Here is a 12,064-nt window from a genome sequence, read left to right as displayed (position 1 = left end):
ACAATGTTCACGGGTATCATCTCCGACGTCGGCAAGGTCACGGCGATCGAGCGTCGCAACGACGTCAACCGGATCACCATCGACAGCCGCTACGATGCGGCGACCATCGACATCGGGGCGTCGATCGCCTGCGCCGGCGTCTGCCTCACCGTGATCTCGATTGACCCGCAGCCGAATGGCCGGACACGCTTCGACGTCGAGGCGGCGCCGGAAACGCTCGCGCTCACCGAAGTCGGTAACTGGCAGGCCGGGGAGGCGATCAATCTGGAGCGGGCGCTGAAGCTCGGCGACGAGCTCGGCGGCCATATGGTTTCCGGCCATGTCGACGGCCTCGCCACCATCGTCAGCCGTGAGGAACTCGGCGAGACCACGCGCTTCGTCTTCGAGGCGCCGGCCAGCCTCGCCCGCTTCATCGCCACCAAGGGCTCGGTCGCACTCGACGGCACCTCGCTTACCGTCAACTGGGTCGAGGGCAACCGCTTCTCGGTTCTTCTGATCCCGCACACGCTGAGCCCCGACGTCACCACCTGGGGCGCGCGCAGGGTCGACGACCGGGTACATCTCGAAGTCGACCAGATGGCGCGCTATGTGGCACGCCTGACAGAGGCGTCGTAAGCTGCCAGGAAAGCGGCCTGTCCGCGCGGCCTCCCGCCCCGGAATGCGCGAGCGTTTCCGCGGCGCGGGGAGGGCGGCGGCTGCGGCGTTCTTTTCCCTTTACAGCGCAGGGGCCGCGTGGTTCACCTGCCGCCCATTCCTTTCCGGGTGACCGGTCAAAATGAGAGCCTCAACATGAGCGATTCGGCACCTCATCTCCTCATCATCGACGCCCGCTTCTACGAAGACATCTCCGACGAGCTGTTCAACGGCGCCAAGGGCGCGATCGAAGCTGCCGGTGCAACCTTCGACCGCATCTCGGTTCCGGGCGTGCTCGAGATTCCGGCCGCTCTGTCGATGGCGCTCGCGGCCATGGACGAAGACGAGGTCAGTTATGACGGCTTCGTCGTGCTCGGCTGCGTCATCCGCGGAGAGACCTCGCATTACGACATCGTGGCGAACGAGTCCGCCCGCGCCATCATGGACATGGCGGTGATCGAGTCGCTGGCGATCGGCAACGGCATCCTGACCGTCGAGAACGACGCGCAGGCCTATGCCCGCGCCCGCGTCAGCGAGAAGAACAAGGGCGGCGCCGCCGCCGAGGCCGCGCTCGCCATGGTCGCCCTTCGCAGCAAATTCGGGCTCTGAGAATGGCCACTACCGACAAGGCCCCGCCGACGCCGCGCATGTTCCGCCCGGCCAATCAGCGGGGCGCGGCCCGGCTGGCCGCCGTCCAGGCTCTCTACCAGCTCGACATCGGCGGCCAGACGCTGACCGAGGTCGTGGCCGAATTCGAGAACTATCGCCTCGGCAAGGAACTCGACGGCGACCAGTATCGCGACGCCGACGCCGCCTTCTTCCGCGACATCATCGCCGGCGTCGTGCGCGAGCAGCGCAATCTCGATCCGGCCATCCATGTCTCGCTGACGCCCGACTGGCCGCTGAAGCGCATCGACGTCACGCTCCGCGCCATCTTGCGCTGCGGCACCTACGAACTCATGGGCCGCAAGGACGTGCCGGCGCGCGTCGTCATCACGGAGTATGTCGACATCGCCCGCGCCTTCTTCGGCCCCAATGACGAGCAGCGCATGGTCAATGGCGTGCTCGACACCGTGGCGCGCAAGCTGCGCGGCGAAGAGTTCAGCGACGATCCGCAGGGCGGCAAGGCCTGATCATGCCGGCGCAGGGGGAGCGGCCCGGCGAGTTCGGGATGATCGCCCGCTATCTGCGACCGCTGGCGGAGGATCCAGGCGCGTTCGGGCTGACCGACGACGCCGCGCTGATGCGGCCCGAACCCGGCTTCGATCTTGTCCTGACCAAGGACATGGTCGCGGCCGGCGTGCATTTCTTTCCCGACGATCCGCCGGAATCGATTGCCCGCAAGGCGCTGCGCGTCAATCTTTCCGACCTCGCCGCCAAAGGCGCCAATCCGGTGGGCTATCTGCTCGGCCTCGCCCTTCCGGCCGATTGGACGGAAGACTGGATGGCCGGCTTTTCCGCCGGCCTCGGCGACGATCAGCAGCGCTATGGCATTCCCCTTCTCGGCGGCGACACGGTCAAATCTCCGGACGGCCTGATGCTGTCGATCACGGCGCTCGGCCAGGTGCCGGCCGGGCGCATCGTGCGCCGTTCCGGAGCCGAGGTCGGAGATCTCATCGTCGTGTCGGGCACGATCGGGGATGCGGCGCTGGGGCTGCGGCTCCGGCTCGGCACGCTCGACGGCGCCGCGGCGGGCGAGGGCGCCTCCCACCTCCTCGACCGCTACCTGCATCCGCAGCCGCGGCTCGGCCTCGCGGAAGCCGTCCGCGACCATGCCCATGCCTCGCTGGACATATCCGACGGGCTGATCGGCGACTTGAGCCATGTCACGCGTACGTCCGGCGTTTCGGCGGTCGTCGAGGCGGCCCGCATTCCGCTGTCGCAGCCGGCGCGCGCCCTGGTCGAGCGCGACCTGACGGCGTTCGCCAGCGTGCTGACGGGCGGCGACGACTACGAGGTCCTGACGACCATGCCGGAGGCGCGTCTTGCCGCCTACGAGGCCGCCGCCGCGCGCGCGGGCATACCCGTCACGGTGATTGGCCGGATCGTCGCAGGCGAGGGCGCACCGGCCGTGATCAATGATCGCGGAGAAAGAATCGCCCTCGATCGGGCCTCGCACGATCATTTCTGATTATCGCTGGCGTTTCTGATAGACGAATTTGCTTCGGGCGGGGACTGTCGATCCCGTTCGCGGGCAGGAGAGTGTCGTGGACGCGCAGAACATGCTGGAACTCGATCGGAAGGTGCGGCGCAACGCGTTCGTGCTGATGGCCGCCAATGCAGTCAACGGCTCGATCCTGCCGATCGCTGTGACGCTGGGCGGCCTCGCCGGCGTCTATCTCCTCGGACCAGACAAGTCGCTTGCGACGCTGCCCGTTACCGCCTCGACGGTCGGTTCGGCATTGACGACGATTCCGGCTGCCATGCTGATGAGCCGGATCGGTCGCCGCAGGGGCTTCGTGCTGGGGGCCGCGCCAGCCGTACTGGGCGGCCTGCTCGCCACTTACGCGCTGATGCAGGGCACGTTCGCGCTGTTCGTCGTGGCGCTCTTCCTGATCGGCATGTCTGGCGCGTTCAACCAGCAGTACCGCTTCGCCGCGATCGATGCCGGCAGCATGGCGGTGCGGACCAAGGCGATGTCGCTCGTCATGGCGGGCGGCATTTTTTCCGGCATCCTCGGTCCGCAGGCCATCATCCTCACCAATGACTGGCTGAGCCCGATCGCCTTCGCCGGCAGCTTCCTGGCGGCGGCCGGCCTCGGCTTCATCGGCCTCCTTATCGCGGGTTTCGTGCGCGATGTCGCGCCGCCGCGCGAGGAGCCGCGCGCCCATAGCGGTCCCGCCGGGCGCCCCTTGCGCGAGATCGCGCGCCAGCCGCGCTTCATCGCGGCGGTGCTCTGCGCCATCTCCTCCTACGCGCTGATGAGCCTGGTGATGACCGCCGCTCCGCTTGCGATGATCGGCTGCGGACTGACGCAGAACGACGCCGCGCTCGGCATCCAATGGCATGTGCTGGCGATGTTCGCGCCGAGCTTTTTCACCGGTCGCCTGATCGTCCGATTCGGCAAGGACCGAATCGTCATCGCAGGCATGGCGCTCCTGACCGCCTGCGCCGTCGTAGGCCTCTCGGGAATTACGCTGGCGCATTTCTGGATCACGCTGATCCTGCTCGGCCTCGGCTGGAACTTCGGCTTCATCGGCGCCACGTCCATGCTGTCCGAAACCTACCGGCCGGAAGAGAAGGGTCGGGTCCAGGGTCTGAATGATTTCCTTGTCTTAGGCTCGGCGGCGATGGCGTCGCTCCTCTCCGGCAAGCTGATCGGCGGCCCCGGCTGGGCCTTCATCAACATGATCGTCTTCCCGGTCGTGATGGTGAGCCTCATTGCCTTGACCTGGGCATTTCTGCTGCGCCGCTCGACAAGTCGGGAGAAAGCTTGACCGCGTCGTAAAGGCGTTCTCAACTCGACTTTACGGGGGGAAAAGCTGGGAGGAACGTTGCTCTTTCCCGCCGCACGGTGAAGCCGGCGCGGCGTCCTCGGATGGCCGTAAGCAAAGAGGCCGGCCAGAGGAGGAATGTGGACGTGATCTATCTCATTATTCTATGTGCGTTGCTTGCGCTCGCCTATGGCATATGGGCGACGCGATCGGTCCTCGCGGCCGATGCCGGCTCTGCGCGAATGCAGGAAATCGCGGCGGCGGTTCGAGAAGGCGCAAGTGCTTATCTCCGGCGTCAGTACACCACGATCGCCATCGTCGGCGTGGTGATCTTTATCCTGGTGGCCTGGCTGCTTTCGTTGACCGTGGCGATCGGCTTCGCTATCGGCGCGATCCTCTCCGGCCTCGCTGGCTTCATCGGCATGAACGTCTCGGTACGCGCCAATGTGCGCACGGCCCAGGCGGCGACCAAGAGCCTCGCCGAAGGCCTCGAGATCGCCTTCAAGTCCGGCGCGATCACCGGGATGCTGGTGGCCGGTCTCGCGCTGCTCGGGGTCTCCGGCTACTACCTGATCCTGACGCATGTCGCTGGCTATTCGCCGGATGACCGCATCGTCATCAATGCACTCGTCGCGCTCGGATTCGGCGCTTCGCTGATCTCGATCTTCGCCCGTCTCGGCGGCGGCATCTTCACTAAGGGCGCGGATGTCGGCGGCGATCTCGTCGGCAAGGTCGAGGCGGGCATTCCCGAAGACGACCCGCGCAATCCGGCCACCATCGCCGACAATGTCGGCGACAATGTCGGCGACTGCGCCGGCATGGCGGCCGACCTGTTCGAGACCTATGCTGTGACCGTGGTCGCCACCATGGTGCTCGCGGCGATCTTCTTCGCGTCTTCGCCGGCCTTCGGCAGCATCATCCTCTATCCGCTCGGCATCGGCGCCGTCTGCATCCTGACCTCGATCGCCGGAACTTTCTTCGTCAAGCTCGGCGCCAACCAGTCGATCATGGGGGCGCTCTACCGTGGCTTCATCGCCTCGGCGCTGTTCTCGATCGCCGGCCTCGCCATCGCCACCCACCTGCTCGTCGGCTGGGGCGAGATCGGCACGGTCGGGGGCTTCATGATCACCGGAACGCGCCTGTTCCTGTGCGGCCTTGTCGGCCTCGCCGTGACAGGCCTGATCGTCTGGATCACCGAGTACTACACGGGCATCGGCTTCCGGCCGGTCCGCTCGATCTCGCAGGCTTCGGTGACCGGCCACGGCACCAACGTGATCCAGGGCCTGGCCGTGTCGCTCGAATCGACGGCGCTGCCGACCCTCGTCATCGTCGCCGGCATCATCTCGACCTATGCGCTCGGCGGCCTGTTCGGCACCGCCGTCGCGGTTTCGACCATGCTCGGACTCGCCGGCATGGTGGTGGCGCTCGACGCGTTCGGCCCTGTCACCGACAATGCCGGCGGCATTGCCGAAATGGCGGGCCTGCCCAAGGAAGTGCGCAAGTCGACCGACGCGCTCGACGCGGTCGGCAACACCACCAAGGCCGTCACCAAGGGCTATGCCATCGGTTCGGCCGGCCTCGGCGCGCTCGTGCTGTTCGCCGCCTACAACTACGACCTGACCCACTTCATCGCCGAGGCGAACAAGGAAGGCGCCACTGCCTTCCAGTACTTCAAGGGCGTCGTCCCCGACTTCACCCTGTCCAACCCCTATGTGGTGGCGGGCCTGCTGCTCGGCGGCCTGATTCCCTTCCTGTTTGGCGGCATCACGATGACGGCGGTGGGCCGGGCGGCAGGCTCGATCGTCGAGGAAGTGCGCCGCCAGTTCCGCGAGAAGCCAGGAATCATGGCCGGGACGGAGAAGCCGGATTATGGCCGGGCCGTCGACATCCTGACCAAGGCGGCGATCAAGGAGATGGTGGTTCCCTCGCTCCTGCCGGTGCTGGCGCCGATCGTCGTCTACTTCCTGATCTACTGGATCGCCGGCAAGAGCGAAGCTTTCTCGGCCGTCGGCGCCATGCTTCTCGGCGTCATCGTGACCGGGCTCTTCGTCGCGATCTCGATGACGTCCGGCGGTGGCGCCTGGGACAACGCCAAGAAATCGTTCGAGGACGGTTTCACCGACAGCAATGGGCAGACCCACTACAAGGGTTCGGACGCGCACAAGGCCTCGGTCACTGGCGATACCGTCGGAGACCCCTACAAGGACACGGCCGGTCCGGCCGTCAATCCGGCGATCAAGATCACGAACATCGTGGCCCTGCTGCTGCTCGCGGTGCTCGCGCAGTAGAGTTCGAGGCCAATTCCGGTCCGCGCCCGCAAGCGTGGACCGGATCCGGCTGCGGTACGATCAGCGCGAATCGCCGCTCGTGGCGACCCGACAAGAAAAGGCCCTCTCCGCGATGCGGGGAGGGCCTTTTCATTGGGTAAATCGGTTGGCTGATTCGCTACCGTCCCATCAGGACGGCGCCAGGATCAGGTGCCGAACGGATTGGTGCCCATGCCGACCGTTCCGGTCAGTACCTGCTCCAGGAAGCCCTGGTCCTTGCCGCCCGTCGGCGTCGTCTGGCTAACGTAATCGAAGATCTTGCCGTCCTGGATGCCGTAGTTGGCGACCTTGTCGACTTCGTTCTTCTTGTTGAAGTAGACCGCCAAGATCTTCTGGTCGACGACCTTGCGGTTCATGAAGGCGACCGGACGCTTGCGGGTCTGGCTGATGTAATAATAGACCTCGCCGTCATATTCGGCGGTGGTCGAGGGCGATCCGAGCACGATCTGCACCTGCTCGCGGCTGGCGCCGATCGGCACCTGCTCTATCGCGTTCGGCGGCGGCACGTAGCCCGAATGATACGTCTCGTTGAGGCCGCCGAGGCTGCCGGTGCCGGTCGCGATCTTCGAGCACGCGCCGAGCGAAACGATCGCAACCGCAGCCAGCATGCCGACGCCGGCGCGGCGCACGAAGGGGCTGGCTGCCAAGCGCCGATCTCTCATGCTGAATTCCATTCCATTCTCCTCGCCCAGTCGCTGGGTTGGCATTCTCCCTAGCCTGCGCTAGGGCTCGTGGCAATCTTCCTTGCAAGGGCAGGGGGCAACACCATCTCTGGCAAGAGTGCGCTGCCACCGTGCCCATCTGACCAACCGGATTTGGAGATCGGTCGAATGTTCCGCCGCCTGTTCGCTCGCAATCGCAGGAACGAGGCCATAGCATATTCGCTTTACGGCGCCATCGTGGCACAGGCGCGGCAGCCTGCGCTCTATACGGAGTTTGCCGTGCCGGATACGCTCGATGGCCGTTTCGATATGATCGTCCTGCATGGCTTCCTGATGTTCCACCGCCTGAAGGACGAGAGCCCGGAAGACCGTCAGCTTGGCCAGGACGTGTTCGACATCTTCCTGAAGGACATGGACGGGACGCTGCGCGAAATGGGCGTCGGCGACCTTTCGGTGCCCAAGAAGCTGAAGAAGATGGCCGAGGCCTTTTTCGGCCGGATTCGCGCTTATGACGAGGCGCTCGCCTCCGGCGACCGGGCCAAGCTCGTCGACGCGATCGAGCGCAACATATTTCCGGATGGCGCTCCGGCCGGCGTCGGCGGGCAGATCGCGAGCTATGTCGAGGCGTCGGTCACGACGCTCGCGGCTGAGTCGCTTCCGACGATCTTCTCCGGTCGCCTCGACTACGCCTCCCTTCCCACTCCTTCCGCGGCAGCATAATGACCGAGCTCCAGTTCCACCGACATTTCGACGTCTCCCATCTCGGCAACTCGGGCCAGAAGCTGCATCTTGTCGCCGAGCCTGCCGAGCGTGCGGAGCTTGCCAAGGATTTCGACCTGCTGGCGCTCGACAGCCTCGAAGCCGATCTCGACATCACGCCCTGGGGCGTGAAGGGCGTCCGGGTGGAGGGGCGGTTGCGCGCCGATGTCGTGCAGGCCTGCGTCATCACGCTGCAGCCGGTGCCCGCCCATATCGACGACCGATTCTCGCTGAGCTTCCTGCCGGCCGACGCGATCGCCGCCGATCCGAAGACGGTCGCGGAGGCCGAGGTGATCGTCGTCTATGACGAAGAGGATCCGCCGGAGCCGCTCGAGGGGAACTCGATCGACTTCGGGCCGATCGTGGCCGAGCAACTGGCGCTGGCGCTCGATCCCTATCCGCGTGCGCCCGGAGCCTCGTTGGAGGGTGGCGAGCATGACGGGGGGACAAACCCCGGCTCGCCCTTCGCCGCCCTGTCGAAGCTGCGCGATAAATGATAGCAAAGGCCTTGAATCGGCCACACGGTGATTGAAAGAGTGTTGTCTCACCGGCTGAAACAGTTATTTTCCAGCGCCGTCGTCGCCGGGCTCTTCGCTCAGAGCGGCCGCGTCGAACAGGGGCGGAATGGTTCAAGCGATTAGAATAGCGATCGACGCAATGGGCGGCGATAACGGACCCGCGACGGTGCTTGCGGGGGCCGATATCGCGCTCGTCCGTCGTCCCGAGCTGCGCTACCAGCTCTTCGGCGAGGAGCGGGCGGTCGTGCCGCTCCTCGAATCCTATCCGCGCGTCAAGGCGGCCTCGACCTTCACGCATTGCGACGTCACCGTGCAGATGGACGACAAGCCCAGCCAGGCCCTGCGCAAGGGCCGCTGGAAGTCGTCGATGTGGCGGGCGCTCGACGCCGTCAAGAAGGGCGAGGCGGATGTCGCGCTCTCCGCCGGCAACACCGGCGCGCTGATGGCGATGTCGAAGTTCTGCTTGCGCACCATGGCCGGCATCGAACGCCCGGCGCTGGCGGCGATCTGGCCGACGCTGCGGGGCGAGAGCGTGGTGCTCGACGTCGGCGCCACCATCAACGCCGATGCCCAGCAGTTGATCGATTTCGCCATGATGGGCGGCGCGATGGCGCGTGCCCTGCTCGACATCGAGAAGCCGACCGTCGGCCTGCTCAATATCGGCGTCGAGGAGATGAAGGGGCTCGAAGAGGTTCGGGTCGCCGGCCAGCTCCTCCGCGAAGCCGACCTCAAGCACCTGAAATATATGGGCTTCGTCGAGGGCGACGATATCGGCAAGGGCACGGTCGACGTCGTCGTCACCGAAGCGTTCGCCGGCAATATCGCGCTGAAGACCGCCGAGGGCACCGCCCGCCAGATCTCGACGCATCTGCGCGATGCGATGAGCCGGACGCTTATGGGCAAGATCGGCTATATCTTCGCCAAGGGCGCGTTCCAGCAGCTGCGCCAGAAGCTCGATCCGCGCGCGTCCAACGGCGCGGTCCTGCTCGGCCTCAACGGGGTTGTCATCAAGAGCCATGGCGGCACGGACGGCGTCGGCTTCGCCAACGCCATCGAGGTCGGCTACAGCATGGCCAAGAATGACTTCCTGTCCAAGATCAATCAGGATCTCTCCGACTATCACCGCGCCGGCTTCGCGCGGGGAGTGGCAGCGATCGTCGATGAAGGTGTAATGTGAGTTTCATCCGTTCGGTCGTCCTCGGCTGCGGCAGCTACCTGCCCGAGAAGACCCTGACCAACGCCCAGCTGTCGGAAATGGTGGAGACCTCGGACGACTGGATCGTCCAGCGTACCGGCATCCGTGAACGTCACATCGCGGCGGAGGGCGAGCTGACCTCAGACCTCGCCACCGCCGCCGCCAAGCTGGCGCTGGCCGATGCGGGGCTTACGGTTGGCGAGATCGACATGATCATCGTCGCCACCGCGACGCCGGACGACACCTTTCCCGCCACCGCCGTCACGGTGCAGCGCAAGCTCGGCATGGAGCATGGCGCGGCCTTCGACATGCAGGCCGTCTGCTCCGGCTTCGTCTTCGCGCTGTCGACTGCCGACGCGTTCATCCGCGCCAGCCAGGCCAAGCGCATCCTGGTGATCGGTGCCGAGACCTTCTCCCGCATCCTCGACTGGTCCGACCGCACCACCTGCGTGCTGTTCGGCGACGGCGCCGGCGCCGTCATTCTCGGCGCCTCCGTCCAGGACGGCACCCGCGAGGATCGCGGCGTGCTGACCACGCATCTGCGTTCGGACGGCCGCCACCGTGACAAGCTCTATGTCGACGGCGGTCCGTCTTCGACCGGAACCGTCGGCCACCTGCGCATGGAGGGCCGCGAGGTCTTCAAGCATGCGGTCGGCATGATTACCGACGTGATCGAGGACGCCTTCCGCGCGACCGGCTATGGCGCTGAGGATGTCGATTGGTTCGTGCCGCACCAGGCCAACCTTCGCATCATCGACGGCAGCGCCAAGAAGCTCGGCATCGAGAGCGACAAGGTCGTTCGCACCGTTTCGCTACACGGAAACACTTCGGCCGCCTCCATTCCGCTCGCCCTTTCGGTGGCGCGCGACGACGGCCGCATCAAGCGGGGCGACTTGATCCTGCTCGAGGCGATGGGCGGCGGCTTCACCTGGGGCTCCGTTCTCCTACGCTGGTAGGAAATCTGCCTGAGATGCTAGCACCTTAGGATCAAGGACGTTGACCGGTCCTCGCTCTGGCAATAGGCTTGCCTGTGGGGAAGTGACGTTGGGTCGCCAAGCAGAACATCGGGAAACGAGGCCATGTCAGGCAAGACTGTCACGCGCGCCGACCTCTGTGAGGCGGTGTATCAGAAGGTGGGGTTGTCGCGAACGGAATCCGCCGAACTGGTCGAGTCGGTCCTCGACGAGATCAGCGCGTGTATTGTCCGGGGCGAATCTGTCAAACTGTCTTCGTTCGGATCGTTCCTGGTCCGCTCCAAGGGTGAGCGCGTCGGGCGCAATCCGAAGACGGGCGAGGAAGTTCCGATCGCGCCGCGCCGCGTGATGGTTTTCAAGCCCAGCAATGTCCTCAAGCAGAGGATCAATGGCTCTCTGGTCCCGAACGGGCATGACACATCCGAGGATGAGTGATCCCCGCAGCCGGACGAAGCGGGCGCCACAGTGTGAGAGTTGATGTCCAAGGGTCCTGACGCGTTCCGGACGATCAGTGAGGTGGCCGAGGAACTCGACCTGCCACAGCATGTCCTGCGGTTCTGGGAAACCCGGTTTGCCCAGATCAAGCCGATGAAGCGCGGCGGTGGTCGCCGCTATTATCGCCCCGACGACGTCGAACTGCTGCGGGGAATCCGCCGCCTGCTCTATGGCGAAGGCTATACCATCAAGGGTGTGCAGAGGATCCTGAAGGAACAGGGTCTTCGCCATGTCATCGCCGCCGGGCAGGGATTCGGCCTGGATCCGGCTCCGGAGGGGGACGAGGCGGACGATTTCAGCGGTGAGGTCGCCGAGGACCTCGATTTCGATTCCGGTGCCGACGACGATTTCGACGAGCCGGAACAGCAGGATTCCGATCGCGATACCGATGGCCGTCGTGAGCCGGTCTTCGGTTCGCGCGCCACGCATCCGGATCGTCATGCCGACGCGCCAGCCGTTCGGGTCTCCGTTGACCGCCAGCAGCATGAGCCGTCCTTTGGCGGCCGGGCGCATGAGCCTTCGCCCGCGCCGTCTCGCATTCCGACCGCGCCGCCCGACCTGCCTTCCTCGGCTGACGACTATTTGCCGCCGCTGGTAGCCGATTTGCCGATGCCGCCCGAGCGCGGCGCGGCGTCATCGCGAGCGGAATCGATCTACGCCCCGCCGCAGCCCGCAACCCGGCGCGAGCCCGGCATGACGTCGACCCGACCGCATATGGCCTCCGCCGAACCCGGCGACTACGAGCCCGCGCCTGTGCGGGCGGCCGAAAGGGCGGCGGCCGCACCGTCGCAGCCCGTTCTTGGCCATGGCGACCGCGAGCGGCTGCAGGCGACGCTGATGGAACTCCTGGAGTGCAAGCGCATCCTCGACAATGTGCGCTAGCGTCGCTTCCCGCGCCGCGTTGCCGGTTCTGTCGCAGGTTTCCGGGGCTTCTCGATCAATCCACCGAAATGAATGCGGATGCGCGGGATCGGGCCGAATTGCCGGGTGACAAGCCCGATCGAACCATGCTAACAGCGGCGCATCGGCAGGCGACCCCAACGATGCCGACGCGGTTTCGACCGCTT

Annotated in this window: 12 protein-coding genes and 1 pseudogene; 12 read left to right on the top strand and 1 reads right to left on the bottom strand. The window is 65.7% G+C overall.

Annotated elements, in window-relative coordinates; genetic code table 11:
• The first annotated feature begins 3 nt into the window (after positions 1–3).
• The 6 genes from WFK98_RS08805 (at position 4) to WFK98_RS08780 (ending at position 6,355) form a co-directional block, all read left to right on the top strand.
• Entirely contained in the window at positions 4–615 is a 612-nt protein-coding gene (locus tag WFK98_RS08805) for a riboflavin synthase (RefSeq protein ID WP_336799963.1), read from the top strand.
• Positions 616–789: 174 nt separating this feature from the next.
• Positions 790–1,242, top strand: a complete 453-nt coding sequence (ribH, locus tag WFK98_RS08800; RefSeq protein ID WP_266337634.1) for a 6,7-dimethyl-8-ribityllumazine synthase — start codon at positions 790–792, stop codon at positions 1,240–1,242.
• Between the two features lie 2 nt (positions 1,243–1,244).
• Positions 1,245–1,766, top strand: a complete 522-nt coding sequence (gene nusB / locus WFK98_RS08795; RefSeq protein ID WP_266337633.1) for a transcription antitermination factor NusB — start codon at positions 1,245–1,247, stop codon at positions 1,764–1,766.
• 38 nt (positions 1,767–1,804) lie between these two features.
• Positions 1,805–2,764 carry a thiamine-phosphate kinase gene (gene thiL, locus WFK98_RS08790; protein WP_336799962.1) on the top strand — a complete coding sequence of 320 codons (960 nt, stop codon included), beginning with the start codon at positions 1,805–1,807 and terminating at the stop codon, positions 2,762–2,764.
• Between the two features lie 76 nt (positions 2,765–2,840).
• Positions 2,841–4,070, top strand: a complete 1,230-nt coding sequence (locus WFK98_RS08785) for an MFS transporter (protein ID WP_336799961.1) — start codon at positions 2,841–2,843, stop codon at positions 4,068–4,070.
• A 101-nt stretch (positions 4,071–4,171) separates the two neighbouring features.
• On the top strand, positions 4,172–6,355 hold the full coding sequence (locus WFK98_RS08780; RefSeq protein WP_277614167.1) for a sodium-translocating pyrophosphatase: 2,184 nt from the start codon (positions 4,172–4,174) through the stop codon (positions 6,353–6,355).
• 185 nt (positions 6,356–6,540) lie between these two features.
• Here the strand turns inward: WFK98_RS08780 and WFK98_RS08775 are convergent, their stop codons facing one another.
• Positions 6,541–7,056, bottom strand: a complete 516-nt coding sequence (locus WFK98_RS08775) for an outer membrane protein assembly factor BamE (protein ID WP_336799960.1) — start codon at positions 7,054–7,056, stop codon at positions 6,541–6,543.
• A 168-nt stretch (positions 7,057–7,224) separates the two neighbouring features.
• Here WFK98_RS08775 and WFK98_RS08770 point away from each other — a divergent pair, with 168 nt between their 5' ends.
• From WFK98_RS08770 to WFK98_RS08745, 6 genes and pseudogenes are all read left to right on the top strand, one after another.
• On the top strand, positions 7,225–7,776 hold the full coding sequence (locus WFK98_RS08770; RefSeq protein ID WP_336799959.1) for a ubiquinol-cytochrome C chaperone family protein: 552 nt from the start codon (positions 7,225–7,227) through the stop codon (positions 7,774–7,776).
• The gene (locus tag WFK98_RS08765) at positions 7,776–8,312 is read left to right on the top strand and encodes a YceD family protein (RefSeq protein ID WP_336799958.1); all 537 of its coding nucleotides are present in this window, start codon (positions 7,776–7,778) and stop codon (positions 8,310–8,312) included. The genes WFK98_RS08770 and WFK98_RS08765 overlap by 1 nt, the downstream gene beginning before the upstream one ends.
• Positions 8,313–8,439: 127 nt before the next feature.
• Entirely contained in the window at positions 8,440–9,510 is a 1,071-nt protein-coding gene (gene plsX, locus WFK98_RS08760; protein ID WP_336799957.1) for a phosphate acyltransferase PlsX, read from the top strand.
• Positions 9,507–10,484, top strand: a complete 978-nt coding sequence (locus tag WFK98_RS08755) for a beta-ketoacyl-ACP synthase 3 (protein ID WP_266337625.1) — start codon at positions 9,507–9,509, stop codon at positions 10,482–10,484. Before plsX ends, WFK98_RS08755 begins: the two co-directional genes overlap by 4 nt.
• A gap of 123 nt (positions 10,485–10,607) precedes the next feature.
• Complete coding sequence (locus WFK98_RS08750) at positions 10,608–10,937, top strand: integration host factor subunit alpha (protein ID WP_266337624.1); 330 nt, start codon at positions 10,608–10,610, stop codon at positions 10,935–10,937.
• Positions 10,938–10,979: 42 nt separating this feature from the next.
• Positions 10,980–11,223 (top strand): annotated as a pseudogene (locus WFK98_RS08745) (MerR family transcriptional regulator); the annotation flags it as partial.
• Positions 11,224–12,064: the final 841 nt, after the last annotated feature.

It is taken from the genome of Kaistia sp. MMO-174 (assembly GCF_037147815.1).
GTDB classification, from domain to species: Bacteria; Pseudomonadota; Alphaproteobacteria; order Rhizobiales; family Kaistiaceae; genus Kaistia; species Kaistia nematophila.
This window is presented reverse-complemented; position numbering and strand designations above follow the sequence as displayed.

What these genes read in the sequence shown, in the direction of transcription:
- WFK98_RS08770 (WP_336799959.1), top strand. Translation starts at nt 7,225, where the DNA reads ATGTTCCGCCGCCTGTTCGCTCGCAATCGCAGGAACGAGGCCATAGCA.
- WFK98_RS08780 (WP_277614167.1), top strand. Translation starts at nt 4,172, where the DNA reads ATGGCCGTAAGCAAAGAGGCCGGCCAGAGGAGGAATGTGGACGTGATC.
- nusB (WP_266337633.1), top strand. Translation starts at nt 1,245, where the DNA reads ATGGCCACTACCGACAAGGCCCCGCCGACGCCGCGCATGTTCCGCCCG.
- WFK98_RS08805 (WP_336799963.1), top strand. Translation starts at nt 4, where the DNA reads ATGTTCACGGGTATCATCTCCGACGTCGGCAAGGTCACGGCGATCGAG.
- plsX (WP_336799957.1), top strand. Translation starts at nt 8,440, where the DNA reads ATGGTTCAAGCGATTAGAATAGCGATCGACGCAATGGGCGGCGATAAC.
- thiL (WP_336799962.1), top strand. Translation starts at nt 1,805, where the DNA reads ATGATCGCCCGCTATCTGCGACCGCTGGCGGAGGATCCAGGCGCGTTC.
- WFK98_RS08775 (WP_336799960.1), bottom strand. Translation starts at nt 7,056, where the DNA reads ATGAGAGATCGGCGCTTGGCAGCCAGCCCCTTCGTGCGCCGCGCCGGC.
- WFK98_RS08765 (WP_336799958.1), top strand. Translation starts at nt 7,776, where the DNA reads ATGACCGAGCTCCAGTTCCACCGACATTTCGACGTCTCCCATCTCGGC.
- WFK98_RS08750 (WP_266337624.1), top strand. Translation starts at nt 10,608, where the DNA reads ATGTCAGGCAAGACTGTCACGCGCGCCGACCTCTGTGAGGCGGTGTAT.
- ribH (WP_266337634.1), top strand. Translation starts at nt 790, where the DNA reads ATGAGCGATTCGGCACCTCATCTCCTCATCATCGACGCCCGCTTCTAC.